Source organism: Streptomyces sp. NRRL S-378 (assembly GCF_000720645.1).
GTDB lineage: Bacteria > Actinomycetota > Actinomycetes > Streptomycetales > Streptomycetaceae > Streptomyces.
Window position 1 is genome coordinate 42014 of record NZ_JOBX01000001.1, and the last position, 22732, is coordinate 64745.

Annotated in this window: 17 protein-coding genes and 1 pseudogene; 7 read left to right on the plus strand and 11 right to left on the minus strand. The window is 72.3% G+C overall.

The features are described 5' to 3' along the window. Window positions 1-30 precede the first annotated feature (30 nt). A complete protein-coding gene (locus tag IH80_RS0100230; RefSeq protein ID WP_030956613.1) occupies window positions 31-2118 on the minus strand; it encodes a PhoX family protein in 2088 nt (695 codons plus the stop codon). A gap of 405 nt (window positions 2119-2523) precedes the next feature. Between IH80_RS0100230 and IH80_RS45590 the strand changes: the two genes are divergently transcribed. After that, on the plus strand, window positions 2524-4038 hold the full coding sequence (locus IH80_RS45590) for a VWA domain-containing protein (protein WP_037878423.1): 1515 nt from the start codon (window positions 2524-2526) through the stop codon (window positions 4036-4038). A gap of 71 nt (window positions 4039-4109) precedes the next feature. Here the strand turns inward: IH80_RS45590 and aspS are convergent, their stop codons facing one another. Continuing rightward, on the minus strand, window positions 4110-5927 hold the full coding sequence (gene aspS / locus IH80_RS0100240) for an aspartate--tRNA ligase (RefSeq protein WP_030956616.1): 1818 nt from the start codon (window positions 5925-5927) through the stop codon (window positions 4110-4112). 156 nt (window positions 5928-6083) lie between these two features. Between aspS and IH80_RS0100245 the strand changes: the two genes are divergently transcribed. Further along, entirely contained in the window at window positions 6084-8246 is a 2163-nt protein-coding gene (locus tag IH80_RS0100245) for a SpoIIE family protein phosphatase (RefSeq protein WP_030956617.1), read from the plus strand. 405 nt (window positions 8247-8651) lie between these two features. Here IH80_RS0100245 and IH80_RS0100250 read toward each other — a convergent pair whose 3' ends face one another. From IH80_RS0100250 to IH80_RS0100275, 6 genes are all read right to left on the minus strand, one after another. Then, window positions 8652-9647: a pirin family protein gene (locus tag IH80_RS0100250; protein WP_030956618.1), complete on the minus strand. Its 996-nt coding sequence runs from the start codon at window positions 9645-9647 to the stop codon at window positions 8652-8654. Window positions 9648-9764: 117 nt separating this feature from the next. Further along, complete coding sequence (locus IH80_RS38675; protein ID WP_051808577.1) at window positions 9765-10142, minus strand: hypothetical protein; 378 nt, start codon at window positions 10140-10142, stop codon at window positions 9765-9767. Window positions 10143-10240: 98 nt separating this feature from the next. Then, window positions 10241-11200, minus strand: coding sequence for an ArsR/SmtB family transcription factor (locus tag IH80_RS0100260; RefSeq protein WP_030956621.1), 960 nt, complete (start codon window positions 11198-11200; stop codon window positions 10241-10243). A 27-nt stretch (window positions 11201-11227) separates the two neighbouring features. Next, window positions 11228-11683 (minus strand): SseB family protein, encoded by a 456-nt coding sequence (locus IH80_RS0100265; protein ID WP_030956623.1) that lies wholly within the window; start codon window positions 11681-11683, stop codon window positions 11228-11230. A 70-nt stretch (window positions 11684-11753) separates the two neighbouring features. After that, on the minus strand, window positions 11754-11957 hold the full coding sequence (locus IH80_RS0100270) for a DUF397 domain-containing protein (RefSeq protein WP_030956625.1): 204 nt from the start codon (window positions 11955-11957) through the stop codon (window positions 11754-11756). Next, complete coding sequence (locus IH80_RS0100275; RefSeq protein WP_030956626.1) at window positions 11938-12789, minus strand: helix-turn-helix domain-containing protein; 852 nt, start codon at window positions 12787-12789, stop codon at window positions 11938-11940. The genes IH80_RS0100270 and IH80_RS0100275 overlap by 20 nt, the downstream gene beginning before the upstream one ends. Before the next feature lie 116 nt (window positions 12790-12905). Between IH80_RS0100275 and IH80_RS0100280 the strand changes: the two genes are divergently transcribed. From IH80_RS0100280 to IH80_RS0100300, 5 genes are all read left to right on the plus strand, one after another. Continuing rightward, window positions 12906-13115, plus strand: a complete 210-nt coding sequence (locus tag IH80_RS0100280) for a hypothetical protein (protein WP_030956627.1) — start codon at window positions 12906-12908, stop codon at window positions 13113-13115. Beyond that, the gene (locus IH80_RS0100285; protein WP_030956628.1) at window positions 13112-13519 is read left to right on the plus strand and encodes an ATP-binding protein; all 408 of its coding nucleotides are present in this window, start codon (window positions 13112-13114) and stop codon (window positions 13517-13519) included. Before IH80_RS0100280 ends, IH80_RS0100285 begins: the two co-directional genes overlap by 4 nt. A gap of 67 nt (window positions 13520-13586) precedes the next feature. Then, window positions 13587-15413, plus strand: coding sequence for an acyl-CoA dehydrogenase (locus IH80_RS0100290; protein ID WP_030956630.1), 1827 nt, complete (start codon window positions 13587-13589; stop codon window positions 15411-15413). Between the two features lie 158 nt (window positions 15414-15571). Further along, window positions 15572-16303 carry a hypothetical protein gene (locus IH80_RS0100295; protein WP_030956631.1) on the plus strand — a complete coding sequence of 244 codons (732 nt, stop codon included), beginning with the start codon at window positions 15572-15574 and terminating at the stop codon, window positions 16301-16303. Window positions 16304-16859: 556 nt separating this feature from the next. Continuing rightward, entirely contained in the window at window positions 16860-18152 is a 1293-nt protein-coding gene (locus tag IH80_RS0100300) for a M18 family aminopeptidase (protein WP_030956632.1), read from the plus strand. A gap of 22 nt (window positions 18153-18174) precedes the next feature. Here the strand turns inward: IH80_RS0100300 and IH80_RS0100305 are convergent, their stop codons facing one another. The 3 genes and pseudogenes from IH80_RS0100305 to IH80_RS0100315 all read right to left on the minus strand — a co-directional run. Next, the gene (locus IH80_RS0100305; RefSeq protein ID WP_030956633.1) at window positions 18175-20019 is read right to left on the minus strand and encodes an NHL domain-containing thioredoxin family protein; all 1845 of its coding nucleotides are present in this window, start codon (window positions 20017-20019) and stop codon (window positions 18175-18177) included. Between the two features lie 178 nt (window positions 20020-20197). Next, on the minus strand, window positions 20198-21088 hold the full coding sequence (locus IH80_RS0100310; RefSeq protein WP_030956636.1) for a virginiamycin B lyase: 891 nt from the start codon (window positions 21086-21088) through the stop codon (window positions 20198-20200). After that, a pseudogene (locus IH80_RS0100315) lies at window positions 21085-22692 on the minus strand (ABC-F family ATP-binding cassette domain-containing protein); the annotation flags it as partial. The gene IH80_RS0100310 and the pseudogene IH80_RS0100315, both read right to left, overlap by 4 nt. Window positions 22693-22732: the final 40 nt, after the last annotated feature.

Below are 22732 nucleotides of genomic sequence, written 5' to 3' on the forward strand. Positions count from 1 at the left end.
CACGTGAAACACGGCCCAACAGGCCACGGATCAGACGCCGATGTTCTTTCCGTCCTTGCGCCAGACCGAGACCACGGCCGGGCGGACGATCTTGCCGGGGCCGTCGGGCCACACCGACTGCGGCTTCTCGACGGACGCGCCGTCGATCTCGCCCGGGTGCTGGACGGCCACCAGGACGCGCTTGTCCTGGATCACCGGGCCGCAGGTCTCGGCGCCGCGCGGCACGGTGAGGAACTGCTTCAGCTCGCCCCGGCGCTCGCCCGCCGTCGCGACGCCGAACAGGCCGTCGTGGGAGCCGAGCTGGTTGCCGTCGGTGGAGATCCACAGGTTGCCGTGCGGGTCGAAGGCCACGTTGTCCGGGCAGGAGATCGGGCTGACCTTGTCCTTCGGGAAGCCCGCGAAGTAGGTCGACGGGTCGTTCGGGTCGCCGGCGACGAGGAAGAGCCGCCAGGCGAAGCCGTCGCCGGCCGGGTCGTCGAAGTTCTCGGCGAGCTCCAGGATCTGGCCGTGCTTGTTCAGGTTGCGCGGGTTGGCCTCGGTGGCGCCTTCCTTGCCCGGCTTGCCGCGATCGGTGTTGTTGGTCAGCGCGACGTAGACGCGGCCGGTGCGCGGGGAGGGCTCGACGTCCTCGGGGCGGTCCATCTTGGTGGCGCCCACCTTGTCGGCGGCCTGGCGCGTGAAGACGTACACCTCCTCGGCGGTCATGCCCTCGACGTGCGAGACGTTGCCGGTGGCCAGCTTGATCCACACACCGGAGCCGTCGAACTCACCGTCGGAGGGGAGTTTGCCGGTACCGTCGAGCTCGGCGGCCGGGGTGTCACCGGTGAGCTTGGCGACGTAGAGGGTGCCCTCGTCGAGCAGGGTGAGGTTGTGCTCCTTCGCCGCGCGCGAATTGCCCTTCTTCATCCGCTTCGACGAGACGAACTTGTAGAAGTAGTCGAAGCGCTCGTCGTCGCCCATGTAGACGACCGGACGGCCGTCCTCGGTCAGACGGGGCTGCGCGGCCTCGTGCTTGAAGCGGCCCAGCGCGGTGCGCTTGCGCGGGACGGAGTTCGGGTCGTACGGGTCGAGCTCGACGACCCAGCCGAAGCGGTGCGACTCGTTGGGCTCCTGGGCCACGTCGAAGCGCTTGTCGAAACGCTCCCACTTGCGCTCGGTGGCACCCGAGGTCACGCCGTAGCGCTTCAGACGGGCGGCGGCGGTGGGGTCGGTGACCTGGCCGGCGTTGCCGAAGTACTGGTTGAAGTTCTCCTCGCCGTGGAGGGTGGTGCCCCACGGGGTGGTGCCGCCGGCGCAGTTGTTGAGGGTGCCGAGCACCTTGGTGCCGGTGGGGTCGACGGAGGTCTTCAGCAGGGCGCCGCCCGCGGCCGGCCCGGCCATCCGGAACTCGCTGGTGGCCGTCAGGCGGCGGTTGAGCTGGTGGCGGGTGACGGCGGTCAGCTTGCCGCTGCGGTGGTCCTCCTGGACGACGACCACGGACAGGCCGTGCGCGGCCCAGGCGATCTCGACCTGCTCACGGGTCGGGTTGGCCGGGTCGTAGCCCTTGAACATCAGGACTTCGTCCGTGTACTCGTGGTTGGCCACGAGGAGCTGCTGGCGCTCGTAGTCCCCGCCGAGCGGGAGGAGGCTCAGGAAGTCGTTGTTGTAGCCGAACTGACCGGCCTGCGCGGCGGCGGTCTGCTTGTCGGCGTTGAAGCCCGGGGCACCCTTGACGATCGGGTCGCCCCAGCGGATGACCACGTTCTGCTCGTGGCCCTCGGGGACGGTGACCTTGTCGTCGGTGTTCGGCGCGACGGCCTTGAATCGCAGGCCGCGGGCGGCCTCGCCGCCCTTGGCCGCACCGGCGGCCGCGGCCTCGGCGCCGGTGGCTGCGTTGGCGGTCTGCCCCGGGGTGCCGAGCGCGACCGCGGAGCCGGCGGCGGTGGCGACCGTCACGACGGCGGCGGAGCGCAGCATCGAGCGGCGGGAGTAGGCGCGGGCTATGACATCGCCCGCGTACTCGTTGTCACTGGTGTTCGGCACCTCGTGGAAGCAGGCGTCACCACAGCGGTAACGACAGGTGAGAGCGGACCGGCCGCTGCCATGCGGGTTGCCGATGAACGGCAGGAGCTTGCGCACGAGTGTCCTCCGAGTAGCTGCGTGGGCGCCGACAACGTGTCGGGACGATCCAGCCGCGACGGTAGGCCCGGGTTGCGCCGAAGCGGCGGCGCTGGGATGAACGATGGGTGAACCCGGCACGTCGGAGCGGCAGTTCGGGAACGGGCTGAGAGCCCCTGGGAGACGGGCGCCACGAAAGGTGCCCCTGCCGAAGATCCAGCCGGGCGGCCGATAACCTTACGTGTCCACTCTGGGCAGGGATCAACCGCGCAGCACGGACAAATGACGCACGCACTCATGCGAAAGGCCTGGCCCATGGGTATTCGGAGCTTGTTGCGCAAGGTGTTCGGACGGTCTGCGGAACCGGTTCCGGAAAATTCGGACGCCACTTCGGCGGCTGTCCCCAACCAGGCGGAACGCAACCCCTTGGATGCGGCCGCCGAACTCGTGGCGGCGTCCTTCGACAACCCGACGGTTCCCCCGCAGTCCACGCGGGACCGCGAGCCCGGCACGGTCCTGACGGCCCCCGCCCCGGCCGCCGACCCCACGGTCCCGGAGGCCCGCCGCCCGTCGCCTGCGGCGAAGCCCGACGGAGGAACCCCGGCCGCAGAGCCGGACGCACCGCAGGCGGAGGCGCAGGCCGAGGCCCCGGCGGAGCCCGCCTCCGAGCCGCAGGCGCAGGCAGAAGCCCCGGCGGAGCCGCAGGCAGCCGCCGGCGCGCCGCAGGCGCAGGACGCAACCCCGGCGGAGCCGGACACCACCCCGGCGGCAGAGCCGGTCGAGGCGGCCGCACCGCAGGCCGAGGCCCCGGTGGAGCCGGAAACCCTCGCTGAGGTGGCGCCCGAGGCGAAGCCCGACGGAGGAACCCCGGCCGCAGAGCCGGACGCACCGCAGGCGGAGGCGCAGGCCGAGGCCCCGGCGGAGCCCGCCCCCGAGCCGCAGGCGCAGGCCGGGACCGCCGAGGCCGCGCAGGCAGAAGCCCCGGCAGAGCCGGAAACCCTCGCGGCGGAGCAGCCCGAGGCGGCGGCGCCGCAGGCGCAGGACGAGACCCCGGCCGAGCCGGAGGCCACCCCCGCGGCGGAGCCGCAGGCAGAGGCCGACGAGCAGGGGCCCCAGGCGGCAGCCGACGCCGCGGCGGAGCCGGCCGAGACGGCCGCGCCGCCGGCCCAGGACCAGCCGGAGACCGAGCCCGCGCCGCAGGCAGAGGCAGAGGCGCCGCAGGCGGACGCCGACGCGCCGCAGGCGCAGGACGAAACCCCGGCCGAGGCCGCCGCTCAGGTGGGACCGGCTCATGCGGCGGCAGCCGTTCGGCGGCGGGCGCCCGAGGTGGCCGCCGCGTACAAGGCCGCCGGCCAGGTGCTCCGCAGCAAGGGCAAGGCCGGCGCCCGCGCCAAGGTCTACCTCGTCCTCGACCGCTCCGGGTCGATGCGCGGGTTCTACAAGGACGGCAGCGCCCAGTACCTCGCCGACCACGCCCTCGCCCTCGCCGCGCACCTGGACGACGAGGCGACCGTGCACACCGTGTTCTTCTCCACGGAGGTGGACGGCACCGCCGACCTGTCCCTCGACACCCACTACGGCTCCTGGGTCGAGGGCCGCCACGCCGAGCTCGGCCGGATGGGCCGCACCAGCTACCACGTGGCCGTCGAGGCCGTCGTCGCCCGCTACCGCGAGGACGGCGGCGAGGGCCCGGCCCTGGTCGTCTTCCAGACGGACGGCGCCCCCGACAACCGCCAGCCCGCCCGGCAGGCGCTGACCGACGCCGCCGCCGCGGCCCCCGGCATCCACTGGCAGTTCGTCGCCTTCGGAGACCACGACTCCAAGGCCTTCGACTTCCTGCGCAAGCTGGACGCCGAGAACGCCGGCTTCTTCCACGCCGGGCCCGCCCCCACCGAACTGACCTCCGCGGCCCTCCTCAAGGGCGTCCTGGAGCAGTTCTAGACGGGGCGGAGGCCGAAACAACAGAAGGGGCCCGGGGTCGTAGACCCCGGGCCCCTTCGCACGGCTACCCCTTAGCGCGCAGCGTCCGGGTGAACCGACTCCGCCACCGGCTTGGCGTCGGACGCCTTCGTCTCGACCGGCTTGCGCAGCGCGATGTTCAGCTCACGCAGACGGGCCTCCTCCAGGACCGTCGGCGCGCCCATCATCAGGTCCTGCGCGTTGCCGTTGAGCGGGAAGGCGATGGTCTCGCGGATGTTCGGCTCGTCGGCCAGCAGCATCACGATGCGGTCCACGCCGGGGGCGATGCCACCGTGCGGCGGGGCGCCGAGGCGGAACGCGCGCAGCATGCCCGCGAACTCGCGCTCGACGGTCTGGGCCTCGTAGCCCGCGATCTCGAAGGCCTTCAGCATGACCTCGGGCTCGTGGTTGCGGATCGCGCCGGAGGACAGCTCGATGCCGTTGCAGACGATGTCGTACTGCCACGCCAGGATGTCGAGCGGGTCCTTCTCCTCCAGGTCCTTCATGCCGCCCTGCGGCATGGAGAACGGGTTGTGGGAGAAGTCGATGCGGCCGGTCTCCTCGTCCTTCTCGTACATCGGGAAGTCGACGATCCAGCAGAAGCGGAAGACGTTGTCCTCGAAGTGGCCGGCGCGCTTGGCGGCCTCGACGCGGACCGGTCCCATGATCTTGGAGACCTCGTCGAACTCGCCCGCGCCGAAGAACACGGCGTGGCCGGGGACCAGGCCCAGGCGCTCGGTGAGGACCTTGACGTTCTCCTCGGTGAGGAACTTGGCGATCGGGCCGGTCAGCGAACCGTCCTCGCCCACGCGCACCCAGGCCAGGCCCTTCGCGCCCAGCGAGACCGCGAAGTCGCCGAGGCCGTCGAAGAACTTGCGCGGCTGGGCGGCGGTGTCCGGGACGGCCAGGGCGCGCACGTGCTTGCCGGCGAACGCCTTGAACTCCGAGGCCTCGAACACGTCGGTGATGTCGACGAGCTCCAGCTTGGCGCGCAGGTCGGGCTTGTCGTTGCCGTACTTCAGCATCGACTCGCGGAACGGGATCCGCGGGAACGGCGAGGTGACCTCGCGGCCGCCGCCGAACTCGGTGAAGAGCTCGGTCATCAGGCGCTCGATCGGCTGGAAGACGTCCTCCTGCTCGACGAAGGACATCTCCACGTCGAGCTGGTAGAACTCGCCCGGCGAGCGGTCGGCGCGGGCGTCCTCGTCGCGGAAGCAGGGCGCGATCTGGAAGTACCGGTCGAAGCCGGAGATCATCAGCAGCTGCTTGAACTGCTGCGGGGCCTGCGGCAGGGCGTAGAACTTGCCCGGGTTCAGGCGGGACGGCACCACGAAGTCACGGGCGCCCTCGGGGGAGGTCGCGGTGAGGATCGGGGTCGCCATCTCGTTGAAGCCGAGCGCCACCATCTTCGAGCGGATCGAGGCGATGACCGCCGAGCGCAGCATGATGTTGCGGTGCATGCGCTCACGGCGCAGGTCGAGGAAGCGGTACTCCAGGCGGCGCTCCTCGTTCACACCGTCGTCGGTGTTGATCGTGAAGGGCAGCGGGGCGGCCGCGCCGAGCACCTCGACCTCAGAGACCTCGATCTCGATCTCGCCGGTCGGCAGCTCCGGGTTGATGTTGTCCGCGCCGCGGGAGACGACCTTGCCGTCGATGCGGACGACGGTCTCCTTGGAGACGCTGCTGAGGGCCTCGTTCGCGGCGGTGCCGGGGCGGGCGACCAGCTGCGTGATGCCGTAGTGGTCACGCAGATCGATGAAGAGGATGCCGCCCAGGTCTCGACGGTTGTGCAGCCAGCCGCTCAGTCGGACGTCGGCGGCGACGTCAGAGGCGCGGAGCTCGCCGCAGGTGTGGGACCTGTACCGATGCATCAGTCATCCAGTTCTACGCGATACCAGGGTGGATTCAACCGACCCAAGGTTACCGTCCGGGACGATGCCGGGTCGGGCACTGTGGCCCGCCTGCGCAAATACGCCCGGCAGGGCGCGAACAGGCACGTATCGGATGCGACCTGTAAAGATGACCGGGTGCGTACCGAGGATGTCCTGGCCGCCGTCGCGACGGGTCTGTGGCGATGGGACAACGCCTCCGGGACGGTCTCCCTCGACGGGGAGGCCGCCCGGCTCCTCGGGCTGCCCGCCGAACCGGTGGTCCTGCCGGAGGTCGCCGTACGGTCCCGTTTCCACCCGGTGGACTGGAACGAGATCAACGGGATCGTCAACCTGGCCGTCGCCGAGGGCACCCTCGCCGAGGCCCGGCTGCGGATCATGGACGTGGACGGGCGGGTCCTGCGGACGGTGCGCAGCCGCTCCAAACCGCTGGAGCGGTGGTCGGCCGACGGGAGCCCGGACTACGAGCTGATCGGCACCATCCAGGAGATCGCCGAGCCGCAGCCGGGCACCACGGCCGCGCACACGCCCATCACGGGCGACTGGCGGCGCTCCCGGGAGGCCTTCCTGCTGGACGCGGGCCGGGCGCTGGCGGAGGCCCGCTCCACGGCGGAGGTGCTGCGGGTCGCGGCCTCGCTGTCGATGCCGGGCTTCAACCCCGACGGGCTGGCCGTCTTCGGCGTGGCCGGGGACCGGCTGTCCGTCATCGGACACCACGGGCACGACGCCGGGGACGAGGGCCCCTTCACGGACATGCCGCTGGAGACGGACTACCCGGCCGCGGAGGTGGTCCGTACCGGCCGGGCGATCTACCTGGCCTCCCCCGAGGACTACAAGCGGCGCTTCCCGGCCACCTGGCCGCTGGCGCAGCGCTTCGACCGTGTCTCCTGGGCCTTCCTGCCGCTGATCGTGGCCGGACGGACCATGGGGGCCTGGATGGCCGCCTTCAAGCAGCCCGCGTCCTTCTCCCCCGACGAGCGGTCCGTCCTGACGACCGTGGCCCGGATGCTGGCCCAGGCCCTCCAGCGGGCCGGGGTGGCCGAATCCGAGCGGGAGCTCACCACCGGCCTGCAGCGGTCGATGATGCCGCAGCTCGGCCCGGAGATCCCCGGCATGCGGATCGCCGCGCGCTACGTCCCCACCGGCGGCGGGCTCCAGGTCGGCGGCGACTGGTACGACATGATCCCGCTGCCGTCGGGCCGGTTCGCCCTGGTCATCGGCGACGTTCAGGGGCACGACGTCCGGGCGGCCGGGCTGATGGGCCAGCTGCGGATCGCCGTACGGGCCTACGCGTCCGAGGGCCACCGGCCGGACGCGGTGCTCTCGCGCGCCTCCCGCTTCCTCGCCGGGCTGTGCGCCCCCCAGGAGTCCGCCGCGGAGGAGGACCAGGACGCCCGGAGCCCGCGCTTCGCGACCTGCCTGTACGTGGAGTGCGACCCGCAGACCGGAATGCTGGAGGTGGCCCGCGCCGGCCACCCCGACCCCGCCGTCCGGATGACCGACGGCACCGTCCTCATGCGGCCCACCGCCGGCGGGCTCCCCCTCGGGATCGTCCCCGACACCGACTACCCGACCACCCGGTTCACGCTGGAGCCGGGCGAGACGATGATGCTCTGCACCGACGGGCTCATCGAGACCGGCGGGCACGACCTCGACACCGGCTGGGCCCGGCTGCGCGCGGTCCTGGAGGCCGACACCCACGAGGCCGGCGGCCACGAGGACGGGCACCTCGAAGCACTGGCCGACCTGCTGGTCCAGGCCGTGCACGGACCGTCCTCGCACCACACCACCGGCCCGCTGGCCGATCGCCGCGAGGACGACATAGCCGTGGTCCTGCTGTGCCGCGAGGGCGCGTCCTGCGGCTGCGGCACGCCGGTGGCGCACCCGGCCCGCCCGGCCCGCCGCACGATGCTGACCGTGGCCCAGGCGGAACCGGAACGCATCGCCGCTGCCCGCCGGCAGGTGAGGGAGCTGCTGCACGACTGGGCCGACGAGGAGCAGCTGGACTCGGTGGTGCTGATGGTCTCCGAGATGGTCACCAACGTCCTGGTGCACACGGACGGCGACGCCCTGCTGGTGGCGGAGGCGGTCGGCGAGCTGGGGGAGCGGCGGCTGCGGGTGGAGGTCGCGGACTCCAGCGACGAGCTCCCGCACAAGCGGCACCCCGGCGAGATGGCGTCCAGCGGCCGTGGGGTGCTGCTGATGGAGATGCTGGCCGACGCGTGGGGCGTGGACCCGCGCGGCGAGGGCAAGTCGATCTGGTTCGAGCTGTACGAGCAGTCGAAGCGGCCGGACGCGTAGTCGGCGTACGGCCCGGGGCGGCCGCGGGGCCGCGGGGTGGGATGACGCCGTGCCGAACTCCCTCCTCCGCGAGCCGGTGCGGCGGCTCGCCGCCTGGTGCGCCGTCGTCCTGCTGGCCACTGCGGTCCTCGCCGTCGGCGTATGGCTGTGCACCGTCCCCCGGACCGTCGTCACGCCCGTGCTGCCGGCGGTGCCGGGCACGGCCCTGCTCGGGCCGACGCACCGCCGTCTGGTGGGGATGGGGGTGAACCGCCTACGCCGAGGCGGAGCCGGCGCCGCAACCGGCGGACCCCGCCTGACGGATTCCGCCTGCGGGACCCCGCCCGACGGGACCCCGCTACGACGGCACGGGCCGCGCCCCCGGAAAGGGGGCGCGGCCCGTTTCTGCGTCGCTGCCCGTCGGCGTCAGTCCTCGTCCGCCTGGCCGGCGCCGCGGTGGCCGAGACCGGTGCGGGCGGTGGTGGGGATGCGGCCGAGCCGGCCCGCCTGGAAGTCGTCGAAGGCCTGCTGGAGCTCGTGCTTGCTGTTCATGACGAACGGCCCGTAGTGCGCCATCGGCTCGCGGATCGGGAGCCCGCCGAGGAGGACGATCTCCAGGTCCGGGGCGTTGGAGTCCTGGGACTCGTCCGCCCGCACGGTGAGCGATCCGCCCTCGCCGAAGACGGCCGTCTGCCCGGTGTGGACGGGCCTGCGGTCCTCGCCGACCGACCCGCGCCCGGCCATCACGTACGCCAGGGCGTTGAAGTCCTCGCGCCACGGCAGGGCGATCTGTGCTCCCGGCGCGACGGTCGCGTGGATCATCGTGATGGGCGTGTGGGTGATGCCGGGGCCCTCGTGGCCGTCGATCTCACCGGCGATCACCCGGAGCAGCGAGCCGCCGTCCGGGGTGGACAGCAGGGTGACCTTGCCGCCGCCGATGTCCTGGTAGCGCGGGGGCATCATCTTGTCGGAGGCCGGCAGGTTCACCCACAGCTGCAGGCCGTGGAAGAGCCCGCCGCTGACGACGAGGGACTCCGGCGGCGCCTCGATGTGCAGCAGGCCCGAGCCTGCCGTCATCCACTGCGTGTCGCCGCCGTTGATGACGCCGCCGCCACCGTTGCTGTCCTGGTGGACGAAGGTGCCGTCGATCAGGTACGTGACGGTCTCGAAGCCGCGGTGCGGGTGCCACGGGGTGCCCTTCGGCTCGCCCGGTGCGTACTCCACCTCGCCCATCTGGTCCATCATGATGAACGGGTCGAGGTACTGGTAGTTGATGCCGGCGAACGCGCGCCGCACCGGGAATCCCTCACCCTCGAACCCACTGGGAGCGGAGACGACGGCCAGCACCTTGCGCGGGACGGCGGCCTGCGGCTCGGCCACTCGCGGAAGCGTCAACGGGTTCTCAACAGTCACTGCGGGCATGGTCAGGACCTCCTTCTGATCCGAGTTTAGTTGAAACTCGAACTTTCTGCCACACCCCACGGAACAGCAAAGGGTCCCGGGGCATTCCCCCGGGACCCTGATGCTTGGGACCTGCGGCTACGGCGTGACGACCACCGAGTTGATCGGCGTGAGGTTCGTCCACCACAGGTCGTCCTGGTACATCGTGTAACAGGTCCCCGTGCCGCTCCAGCCGGTGCAGAGCTTGAACTTCCAGCCGTGCGTCTGGTTGTTCTTCACGTAGTGCCAGTTGACCTGGTTGCTCAGGTTGTAGGTCCCCGCGTTCCGGAACTGGTGGGTCGGGGGCGTGTCGAGGGCCGCACCCGCTGCCCAGATGCACGCGTTGCCGGACCAGCAGCCGTAGAAGGGCTGGTCGGACGCGGACGCCGGGGACGCCGCCAGGACCCCCGTACCCAGCGCCATCACCCCCGTGGCCGCGATCGCCGCGAGCTTCGTGCGTATCGACGTGCGTGACATCGCAGTCTCCCTTTCCGTAGGAGCGGGATTCCCCCCGCGGCACCGATACTCGGCAGGCGCCGGCACGGGCGCGATGTTTTCGGGCGTCGCCGAAACGTTCAGCCGCCGCTGTGCAGCAGGTCCACGCCCAGGCCCGTCGCCGAGTGCAGAACCGCCTTGCCGTCCCGCCGGGTGGTGATCAGGCCGGCGGCACGCAGGGTCCGGGTGTGCTCCGACACCGACGGCAGGCTGATGTCGAGGTCCCGGGCCAGCTCACTGGTGGTGCGCTGCTGGACCAGCAGCTTCAGCACGGCAGCCCGGGTACGCCCCAGCAGCGCGTCCAGCGCACCCTCCGCCGGGCCCGGGCCGGCCAGCGGCAGCGGGGTCATCGCGGGGTACAGCAGCACATGGCGCCCCGAGGGGTGATCGGCGAGCAGCGGTCGACCCGTCCAGAACGGCGACGGCATCAGCAGCAGGCCCCGCCCCGCCAGCCGGACCTCGTACGCCGGGTCCCGGTCGACCTCGAAGGCCGTGCCGGTCCAGCCGGCCGCCGGGTGCGTGCTCGCCAGCGCCGCCCTGATGCCGTGGGCGGCCAGCAGCCGGGTGCGCCAGGCCACGTCCGCCTGGAAGGACTGCCGGATGCGCGGCCAGTGCGGGGCGACGAGCACCTCGTACGCGGACCGCAGCCCGCTGTCGAGCTGGTCCCACGCCTCGCGGTCCTGCCCCCACAGCGCACGCAGCCAGGACCCGCCGCCGGGGGCCCGGGCGGCGACGCGGCCCAGCTCCTCGGGGGCGAGCCGCGCGCCCGCCTCCCTTACGGCCGCCAGCCCTTCCTCCAGGGTGCGCGCGTACGGCTCGACGAACTGCGGGTTGTCGCCGTCCGGGCGCAGCAGGTCCAGCAAGGGGCGCACCCTGCCCGGCAGCCCCTGCGTGGCACGGGACCGCCAGCGGCCGAAAACCGCCGTCTCGTCGGTGCGCTGCCAGGCGACCAGCGCCATGGCCAGCTCCACCATCGGCAGCGGCTCGCGCGCGAAGGTGACGTTGAACAGGTCCTCGGCGGTGAAGTGCACCCTCAGCATTGCGCCCGCCCCCGTCAGGTCCGGCGTCTAGCCGTACATGCGGCGCATCGCGAAGTCGACCATCTGCTCGACCGCCTTCGCGTCGAAGACCATGCGGTGGTCGCCCTCCATGTCGAGGACGAAGCCGTACCCGGTCGGCAGCAGGTCGATCACCTCGGCGCCGGTGATCACGAAGTACTTGGACTCCTTGCCGGCGTACCGGCGCAGCTCCTTGAGCGTGGTGAACATGGGAATGACCGGCTGCTGCGTGTTGTGCAGCGCCAGGAAGCCGGGGGTGTCGCCGCGCGGGCAGTACACCTTCGACGTGGCGAACACCTGCTGGAAGTCCTCGGCGGAGAGGGACCCCGTGGTGAAGGCCCGCACGGCGTCCGCGAGGGACGGCGGGGACGGCTCCGGGTACAGCGGCGCCTGCTGCGCGTAGCCCTGCGGGGGCTGCTGCGCATACTGCTGCTGGGCACCCGGGTTCTGGTCGTAGCCGTACATGGGCCGAAGCCTACCGAGCGCCTGCGCCCGTACCGGCCGGTACCGGCCACCGATCCCCTGCGGGGTGCGGTCAGGAGGCCCTGAGCGAGGCCACGAAGGGGCCCCAGGCCGCGGCGCTGACCATGACCACCCCGCCGTCGGGCCGCTTGGAGTCCCGGACGGGGACGAGCCCGGCGAGGCCGTCAGCCACCTCGACGCAGTCGCCGCCCGTGCCGTTGCTGTAACTGCTCGTGCGCCAGGTCGCGGCGCTCAGGTCAATCCCGCTGCTTGCCATCTCGGTAGTCCTCTGCCGCGGCGTCGAGGAGGGCCAGGGACGCCTCCGGCGGCAAGGCGGCGGCCCTCAGCAGATCGTAAGACCTGCGGTACTCCTTCACGAGGGCGGGAAAGTCGATGAGTTGGCCGCTGTGCAGGCTCTCCACGTAGACCACGGGTGGCGCGTCCGGGAAGGTCATCAGCTTGGCCATTCCCATCATGAGGGTGTGCGCGGCGGTCGTTTGCGGGACGACTTGCAGAATGGACCTGGTCCGGCGGACCACAGCCGCGATGTGCTCCAGCAGCTCCGCCATCTGCGGCGCGGGCAGGGCCGGGCGGCGGATCACCGACTCGTCCAGAACGGCCCAGAAGTCGGGCGGGCATTCCCCGTCGAAGAGCTTCGCCCGCCCCATCCGGGCGGCCACCAGCTTCTCGATCGTCCCGTCGGTGGCCCGGGGCATGGCCGCGCGGCTGATCGCCCGCGCGTAGGCGGGGGTCTGGAGCAGCCCCGGCACAAGCATCGGGGCCCACTCCTCGATGGTCTCCGCAAACGGCTCCATCTCCGCTACATCCGCGAAGTACTCCGCGTGCCCCGACTGCCTCGCGCGGCGCGCGTCTTCACAGCGGCGCTCGAAAAAACCGTCCGTCCCCAGCCGCGCGTCCACGTGCCGGGCCAGGTCCAGCGGCATCCGGCGCTCCCCGCGCTCGATCTGGCTCAGGAACGGCACACCCCGGAAGCTGCCCTCGGCCAGCTGGTCGAGGGTGAGCCCGGCCGCTTCCCGCTTGTAGCGGAGTTCAGCGCCGTAGAACGACGGCACGTTCGCCGACGCGTCCGGGTCCTTGCGAGCCGGCACAACCCACCACCGCCATTTGCCACTTGTCCAGCGCAACCGGAATGCCTTCCCAAGGTACGCGGCAGGACGCCAGCCTGTGAGGACTTCGTCACACTCCGCACAGGAACGGCAGCACCATGAGCGACCACCCCCACGACCGCGAAGCCGCCGCGGCCCTCGACGCGCTGCGCGGCGCGCTCGCCGCGCACGGGATCACCCTGCCCTCACTGGACCTGCACCTGCCCTCCTACGCCGGGCGGTACGGCACGCCGCCCCTCATCACCCTCGGCAACTGCAACGCCGCCACCGCACAGCGGCTGGCCGCCGCCCTGGCCGGCGGCCGGTGAACACGCTCACGGTCCGCCTGCTCGCCACCCCGCAGGCGGCCCCGATGCTCCGGCACGCCGTGCGCGAGCACCTCGGTCCCGACGGCCACCCCGATGCCGAGCTGTGCGTCACCGAGCTGCTGGCCAACGTCATCGACCACCTCGGCGAGGGCACGCCCGTCACCCTGCGGATCAGCGGAAGGGCAGCCCGTACGCGGGTCGAGCTCACCGACCCCGCACCCGGGGCCCGGCCCGTACGGCGGGAGGCGGAGCCGACCGACGAGTCCGGGCGCGGGCTCGCGCTGCTCGAAGCCCTGGCCGCACGGTGGGGGGTCACGCAGGGCCACGCCACCAAGACGGTGTGGTGCGAGCTTGACCCTGGTCACAGTCGGCGCGGAAGGGTTGCCGTTATTACCGGCGGGTAGCATCATGTTGTTACCGATTGGTATGTACGAGGAACCTGTCTCCCCGAGCCTTAACGGAGCCGTCGCCATGGGGCACTACAAGTCGAATCTCCGCGACATCGAGTTCAACCTCTTCGAGGTGCTCGGCCGCGACAAGCACTACGGCACCGGTCCGTTCGAGGAGATGGACACCGAGACCGCCAAGAGCGTCCTGTCCGAGATAGCCCGCCTCGCCGAGAACGAGCTGGCCGAGTCCTTCGCGGACGCCGACCGCAACCCGCCCGTCTTCGACCCGGAGACCAACACGGCGCCGGTCCCGGCCTCCTTCAAGAAGAGCTACAAGGCCTTCATGGACTCCGAGTACTGGCGTCTGGGCATCCCGGAGGAGATCGGCGGCACCGTCTCCCCGCGCTCCCTCGTCTGGGCCTACGCGGAGCTCCTGCTCGGCTCGAACCCGGCCGTGTGGATGTACTCCTCCGGCCCGGCCTTCGCCGGCGTCCTCCACGAGGAGGGCAACGAGGCGCAGAAGAAGATCGCCCAGATCGCCGTCGAGAAGCGCTGGGGCTCCACCATGGTCCTCACCGAGCCGGACGCCGGCTCGGACGTGGGCGCCGGCCGCACCAAGGCCATCCAGCAGGAGGACGGCTCCTGGCACATCGAGGGCGTGAAGCGCTTCATCACCTCCGGTGAGCACGACATGGAGGAGAACATCCTCCACTACGTCCTCGCCCGCCCCGAGGGCCACGGCCCGGGCACCAAGGGCCTGTCCCTCTTCCTCGTGCCGAAGTTCCACTTCGACTGGGAGACCGGCGAGCTGGGCGAGCGCAACGGCGTGTACGCCACGAACGTCGAGCACAAGATGGGGCTCAAGGCCTCCAACACCTGCGAGATGACCTTCGGCGACCAGCACCCCGCCAAGGGCTGGCTGATCGGCGACAAGCACGACGGCATCCGCCAGATGTTCATGATCATCGAGTTCGCCCGCATGATGGTCGGTACGAAGGCCATCGCCACCCTCTCCACCGGCTACCTCAACGCGCTGGAGTACGCCAAGGAGCGCGTGCAGGGTCCGGACCTGGCGAACTTCATGGACAAGACCGCGCCCAAGGTCACCATCACGCACCACCCCGACGTGCGCCGCTCGCTGATGACGCAGAAGGCGTACGCCGAGGGCATGCGCGCCCTCGTCCTCTACACCGCGACCGTCCAGGACGAGATCCAGGTCAAGCAGGCCGCGGGCGAGGACGCCTCCTCCCTCATCGGCCTGAACGACCTGCTCCTGCCGATCGTGAAGGGCTACGGCTCGGAGAAGTCCTACGAGCAGCTCGCGCAGTCCCTGCAGACCTTCGGCGGCTCCGGCTACCTGCAGGAGTACCCGATCGAGCAGTACATCCGCGACGCCAAGATCGACACCCTCTACGAGGGCACCACGGCCATCCAGGGCCAGGACTTCTTCTTCCGGAAGATCGTCCGCGACCAGGGCGCCTCGCTGAACATCGTCTCCGAGACGATCAAGAAGTTCCTGGCCGAGGCCGTCGGCGGCGAGGAGCTGGCCGGCGCCCGCGACGCGCTCGCCAAGGCCGCCGTGGACCTGGAGGCCATCGTCGGCCAGATGATCGTCGACCTCACCGCCACCGGCGAGGACGTCAAGAACATCTACAAGGTCGGCCAGAACACCACCCGCCTGCTGATGGCCTCCGGTGACGTGGTCGTCGGATACCTGCTGCTCAAGGGTGCCGCCGTGGCCGCCGAGAAGCTGGCGACGGCCTCCGCCAAGGACGTCCCCTTCTACACCGGCAAGATCGCCGCCGCGAAGTTCTTCGCCGCCGAGGTCCTCCCGGGCGTCTCGGTCCAGCGCCAGCTGGCCGAGGCCGTCGACAACTCCCTCATGGAGCTCGACGAGGCCGCCTTCTAAGGACGCGCCACCCCGCCCGCAGCACCGCTGCGCCGCACCTCACAGCGGCCGGGTCCCCCGCACAGGGACCCGGCCGCTGCCGCGTACCCGGACTCCCCACCAGGACCCTGTACTGCGGCTTTCCCCCGATGTCAGTCGTTCATGGGACGCTCGTAGGCATGAGTCCACAGGATCAGCACGGCAGCAGGGGGTACTCCGTCCCCACCGGGCGCCCGTACGCCCTCAAGGAGCTGCAGGCGAGCCTGGGCAGCCTCGGCGACCACCTGCGCGAGCTCTACGACGGCGCCCACCCCGCCGAGTACGACACCATCGCCGACGCGCTGTACGTGGCCTTCCAGACGGCCGCCGGACTGGCCCCCGCCAAGAGCTACACCGGCTGCCCCGAGCACCCCAACGGCGCCCTCGACCCCGAGGCCCCCGACGGCTGGGGCCGCTGCCTCATCTGCAACGACCGCCGACGCCTCGGACAGCGCCGCCACGGCCGCCCCGCCGCCCCCGCACCCGCCGGCGAGCAGCGGCGCCTGGGCTACCCGGTCCCGGACGGCCCGTACACCCTGCACGCCCTGCGCACCCACCTGCGCATCGTCGAGGACCAGCGGTTCCACCTGGGCCTGTCGTCCCCCGCCGAGGACTTCGTCCGCATCGCCGACGACCTCCACCGCGCCTTCATCGTGGCCCGCGAGCTGTCCCGCCCGCGCAACGCCTCGGGCTGTTCCGAGCACCCCGGCGCCCCCATCGACCCCGACGCGCCCCCCGGCGAGGCCTGCATCTTCTGCGCCGGACGCAGGCGGCGCGCGCAGCGCTCCCCCCAGACCCCCGAGATGCTCCCGCGCATCCGCCGGGGCGAGCGCAGGCAACTGCAGCGCAGGTTCGAGCGCCCCCCGGGCTGAGCCGGGACGAGCCGATCCGAGATGAACCGATCCGGGTCGAGCTGCCCGTAACGCGCCCGGTCCGGCCATGACGAACACGCACCCGCCGCTCGTTAAGGTGAACCACTCGGCTTCCGCCCCTCCCGAGCGGGAGGGATTCCCACACTCACGCGTGAGGGTCCCGTTCCGCCACGGACCACCCCCGACCGAGAGGAGGACTCCCGATGAGGTCCCGCACCCGCCCCACCCGCAGCAGCATCCGGCCCGGCGGCCGGCGGACCGGCCGCGGCGGTCCCGTCCCGGCCGTCGGCGGTCCTGCGGGCCGAGCGCACCGACCGCGGCTGTCCGAAGGTCCGCGACCGTTCCACGGCCCGCGCGTCCGTCGGATAGAAACGGTATGTGAACGACCGCTGCGCGGAAGGAACACCCACACCGCAGCCGCCACGATCGGTCACGATCCGCACACCAGCACAGGTCACAGCCTCACGCCGCGGCACACCGCCGCAGCGAGGCTCCGAGCCGGAAATGCGTTTCCTCACCCGGCTGAAGCCGGGGGCTTCCACACAAGGGAAATACGATGAGCTCTCCCGCCCGCTTCGATCGCGGCCACACCGACGATCTGATGACCTTCCTGACGGCCAGTCCGTCGCCGTACCACGCCGTGGCCAACGCGGCCGAGCGGCTGGAGAAGGCAGGCTTCCGGCAGTTGTCGGAGACGGACGCCTGGGACGCGGGCACCGGGGGCAGGTTCGTGCTCCGCGGCGGCGCGCTCATCGCCTGGTACGTCCCCGAAGGCGCCTCGGCACACACCCCGTTCCGCATCATCGGCGCCCACACCGACTCGCCGAACCTGCGGGTCAAGCCGCTCCCCGACACGGGCTCGCAGGGCTGGCGGCAGATCGCGGTCGAGATCTACGGCGGCACCCTGCTCAACACCTGGCTGGACCGGGACCTGGGCCTGGCCGGGCGGCTGACCCTGCGCGACGGCACCGAACGCCTCGTCAACATCGACCGGGCGCTGCTGCGCGTGCCCCAACTGGCCGTGCACCTGGACCGGTCGGTGAACACCGACGGCCTCAAGCTCGACAAGCAGCGCCACATGCAGCCGATCTGGGGTCTGGGCGAGGCGCACGAGGGCGACCTCATCGCGTTCCTGGAGGAGGAAGAGGGCCTGGAACACGGCTCGGTAGCCGGCTGGGACCTGATGGTCCACTCGATCGAGCCGCCCTCCTACCTGGGCCGCGACCGCGAGCTCGTGGTGGGCCCCCGGATGGACAACCTGCTGTCCGTGCACGCCGGGGTCGCGGCGCTGGCGGCCGTGTCCGGCGCCGAGAAGCTCGACCACATCCCCGTGCTGGCCGCCTTCGACCACGAGGAGAACGGCTCGCAGTCGGACACCGGCGCCGACGGCCCGCTGCTGGGGAACGTGCTGGAACGTTCAGTCTTCGCACGCGGCGGTTCCTACGAGGACCGGGCGCGGGCCTTCGCCGGCACCATCTGCCTGTCCTCCGACACCGGGCACGCCGTCCACCCCAACTACGGCGAGCGCCACGACCCCACGCACCACCCGCGGGTCAACGCCGGCCCGATCCTGAAGGTCAACGTCAACCAGCGGTACGCCACCGACGGCAGCGGCCGCGCGGTGTTCGCCGCCGCGTGCGAACGGGCGGGCGTCCCGTGGCAGACGTTCGTCTCCAACAACTCGATGCCGTGCGGCACGACGATCGGCCCGATCACGGCCGCCCGCCACGGCATCCAGACCGTGGACATCGGCGTCGCGATCCTCTCCATGCACAGCGCGCGCGAACTGTGCGGCGCGGACGACCCGTACCTCCTCGCCAACTCCCTGGTGGCCTTCCTGGAGGGCTGACCCCCCAGGAAGGCGGACCGCCTCAGTCCTGGTCGTCGTCCATCCCGGCCAGGACGAGGGGCAGCCGGGCGGCGCCGTCGGCGGTGACCCGGACCGGTACGCCCCAGTCCTGCTGGTGGACGTGGCAGGCCGGGTACTCGTTGGCCGGGTCGTCGTCGCAGGACGCGGCCATCGCCGAGACGTGCAGCACGCCCTCGGTGACGGCCGGGTTCAGCTCCAGCTCCCGGAACAGGTCGGTCCCGGCGCCCTCACCGCCCGTCAGCAGCTCCGGCGGGGTCGAGGAGACCAGCAGGCGGGTGGAGGGACCGTAGCGGGTGTCGAGCTTCTGCCCGCTCGGGGCCCGGAAGACCACGTCCAGGCGCAGCGTGCCGGGCGCCACCTCGGTGGCGGCCCGCCGGGTGCGGTGGGCGACCGCGTCCACCCGTACCGCCTCCTGCGGGAGCCGCAGCCGCGTCAGGCGGTGCCGGGCGGACTCGACGACCACGATGTCCTCGCCGACCAGCACGGCGTCGCTGGGCTCGCGCAGGTCGGTCGCCAGCGTCGAGACCTGCCCGGTGGCGGGGTCGTAGCGGCGCAGCGCGTGGTTGTACGTGTCGCACACCGCGACCGAGCCGTCGGGCAGGGCGGTCACCCCGAGCGGATGCTGGAGCAGGGCCTGGGCCGCGTCCCCGTCCCGGTGCCCGAAGTCGAACAGGCCGGTGCCGACGGCGGAGGTGACGGCGTACCCGGTGTCGGTGGGCCGGACGTACCGGAGGGCGCTGGTCTCGGAGTCGGCGATCCACAGCCGGTCCCCGGCGGCGGCGAGCCCGGACGGCTGGGCGAACCAGGCCTCGGCGGCCGGCCCGTCGTGCAGCCCCTCGTTGGTGGTGCCGGCGGCGACCTCGACGGTCCCCGCCTCCGGGTCCCAGGTCCACAGCTGGTGGACACCGGCCATGGCGATCCACACCTTGCCCTGCCACCAGGCCACGTCCCACGGCGAGGACAGGTCCACCTCGAGGGCCGGGCCGGAGGTCGGCGAGCCCTGCCACCACTGCCGCCCGGTCCCGGCGACCGTCTCGACGGCCCCGCTCTCCAGGTCGAGGACGCGCAGCGCGTGGTTGACGGTGTCGGCGACGACCACCCTTCCGTCGGGCAGCAACGCCAGCCCCTGCGGCTCGCTGAAGCTGTCACCGCCGAAACCGCGCTCGCCACTGCCGATGCGGCGTACGACGCTCTCCCCGTCGGCGGCCAGCTCCACCAGCTGGTGCCGCGTCGAGTCCGAGACGAGGAAGTTCCCGCTGGGCAGGAGCAGCGCCTTGCCGGGGAAGCGCAGGTCGCTCGCGACGGGCTCGGGCGCCACGTACGGGCCGTCGCCGCGCCGCAGGGTGCCCTTCGCCTCGTGCTCGGCCTCCAGCTCCTCGACCAGCTTCGCGATGGCGTGCGCGTGCCCCTCGCCGGCGTGCTGGGCGACGACGTACCCCTCGGGGTCGATCACGACGAGCGTGGGCCACGCACGCACGGCGTACTGCTTCCAGGTGGCGAGCTCGGGGTCGTCGAGAACGGGGTGGTGCACCTCGTAGCGCTCGACGGCGTCCACGACGGCCGCGTGCTCGGCCTCGTGCACGAACTTGGGCGAGTGCACCCCGACGATCACGACGGTGTCGCGGTGCTTCTCCTCCAGCTCGCGCAGCTCGTCGAGGACGTGCAGGCAGTTGATGCAGCAGAAGGTCCAAAAATCGAGGATCGTGATACGTCCCCGCAGGTCGGCGAGGGTAAGGTCCTTCCCACCGGTGTTGAGCCAGCCGCCCTTGCCGATCAGCTCGGGGGCACGGACACGGGCACGGCGGGGCGCGGGCGCGGGGGTGGGCGCCGGGGCGGCATCGTTCATGCTTCAAGCTTGCCATTCCTTCGCCACCACCCCCACGGGTGACCGGCCCCCGACACACGGCCGCAACGATCGCCGAGCCCGGGAGCCCGGGGTGCACGAAGGTGGACGGGCCGCATCCGTTCGGAACGGTCGTGCGGTTGCCGGATCCGTTCGCGGTCGACCTCGACACCGGTGGGCTCTAGGGCCGCAGGGGCAGGCGGGCCAGCCGGCCCGTTTCCAGGGCCACGTACAGGGCTCCGTCCGGGCCGAAGGTGAGGCCGTGGGGTTCCGCGCCGGTGGCCGGGAGCGGGTGTTCCTCGATGCGGCCGTCGGGGGTGATCGCGCCCACCCGGTTCGTGCCCCACTCGGTGAACCAGCACCGGCCGTCCGGGCCCGCCGCGATGGCGTGCGGCCGGCAGGCGGGGTCGGGCAGCGGGTACTCGGTGACCTCGCCGGCGGTGGTGATCCGGGCGATCCGCCCGACGCCGATCTCCGCGCACCACAGCGCACCGTCGCCGCCCGCCGTGATGCCGACGGGGCCGGCGTCCGGGGTGGGCAGCGGGTGGAGGGTGATCCGGCCGCCGGTGGTGATGCGGCCGACGGCGTTCGCCCGGTTGAGGGTGAACCACAGTGCCCCGTCCGGGCCGGGCGTGATGAAGGAGGCGAAGGCGTCCCGCACCGGCAGCGGGTATTCGGTGACCTCGCCGGCCGGGGTGATGCGGCCGATGAGGTCGGCGTGCATGGCGGTGTACCAGAGCGCGCCGTCGGGGCCCGCGGCGATGCCGAACGGGCCGCTGCCGGGGGTCGGCAGGTCGTACGCGCCGAGCTCCCCCGACACCGTGACGCGGCCGATGCGGTGGTCCCGGGCGCGGGTGAACCACAGTGCGCCGTCGGGGCCCGCGGTGATGACGGAGGGCCCGCAGCCGGCGGCTCCCGTGTCGTACCGGGTCACCTCCCCGGCGGTGGTGACCCGGGCGAGCGCACCCGCGTGCACGAGGGTGGTCCACAGGGCGCCGTCGGGTCCGGCGGTGATCGCGTAGGGGCCTTCGCCGGGTGCGGCCACGGGGAAGGCGGTGGGGGTGTCCGTCACAGGGCTCCTCGGAGGGGTGCGGGGGCGGTGAGGTCGAGGCGGGCGCCGCGCCAGCGGTCGAGCAGGCGCCGGTCGTGGCTGACGACGACCAGGGCCCCCGGGTAGTGGTCGAGGGCGGCTTCCAGGTCCTCCGCCAGTGCGAGGGACAGGTGGTTCGTCGGCTCGTCGAGCAGCAGGACGTCGGCCGGCCGGGCCACGAGGCGGGCCAGCGCGAGCCGTTGGCGCTGTCCGGTGGAGAGCTTCCCGACGGGGGTGTCGAGCCGGTCGGCCGCGAACAGCCCCAGGGAGAGCAGCCGTTCGGTGCCCTCGGGGCCGAAGGCCTCGCGGACGGTGCGGCCGGCCGGGCCGGGGTCGGGTTGCTGCGGCAGGTGACCGGTGCGGCCGCGGCGGGTGATCCGGCCGCTGTCGGGGGCGAGTTCACCGGCGAGGACCCGCAACAGGGTGCTCTTGCCCGCCCCGTTCGGTCCGGCGACCAGGAGCCGGTCGCCCGCCGAGAGGGCGAGGTCGAGCGGGTGCAGGCGGCCGTGGACGGAGACGTCCCGGGCGTCGAGCACCGGGCCGGCGGCTCCGGACGCGGTGCCGGTGGTGCGCGGCACCGTGGTGAAGCGCAGCGGGGCCGCGGGGGCGGGGACCGGGGCCGCCAGCAGACGGCGCAGCCGTTCCTCGGCGTTGCGGACCCGGCCGGCCAGGGACTGCTGGACGCGTCCGGCGGCCCGGTCGTACGCCATCTTGTTGCCGTCCTTCATGGCCCGGCCGGGGGCCACGCGCCGGGCGGTGGTGGCGGCGGTCTCGCGCAGCCGCTCGGTCTCGGCGCGCCAGTCGTCGTGGGCCTGGGTGCGGCGGGCGCGTTCGGCGGCCTTCTCCGCGAGGTAGCCGGTGTAGCCGCCGCCGTAGCGGGTGAGGGTGCGGGTGTCGGCGTCGGCCTCGACGAGGGTGGTGGTCACGCGGTCGAGGAAGGTCCGGTCGTGGGAGACGGCGACGGTGGTGCCGGCCCGGCCGCACAGGTGCTCCTCCAGCCAGGTCAGGGCGGTGTCGTCGAGGTGGTTGGTGGGCTCGTCGAGCAGCAGGACCTGGGGGGAGGCCGCCAGCAGGGCCGCGAGGCGCAGCCGGACGCGTTCGCCGCCGGAGAGGCCGCCGACGCGGCGGTCGCGGTCGAGCGTGACCAGGCCAAGGCCGTGCAGGGCGCGTTCCAGCCGGGCGTCGGCCTCGTAGCCGCCGCGCAGTTCGAAGGTGCTGAGGAGGTCGCCGTATTCCGGCAGGCCGCTCTCGTCGCCCTCGGTCATGGCCCGTTCCAGTGCGCGCATGCGGGCCTCGATGGTGCGCAGGTCCGTGAGGCCGCGGTCGATGACGTCCTGGACGGTGAGGTGGCCGGGGAGGTGTTCCTCCTGGGCCAGGTGGCCGAGGCCGCCGGCGGTCCGGACGGTGACGGTGCCCTGGTCGGGGGTTTCGAGGCCGGCCAGGAGGCGGAGCAGGGTGGACTTGCCCGAGCCGTTCTCGCCGATGATCCCGGTGCGCTCGCCGGGTGGGAGGGAGCAGGTGACGGCGTCGAGGACGAGGCGGCCGTCGTAGGACTTGGTGACGGTGCGGAGGCTGAGCTGGGTGAGGCGGGTAGGCCGGGTGGTTCCTGTGGTGGGGTGCGAGACA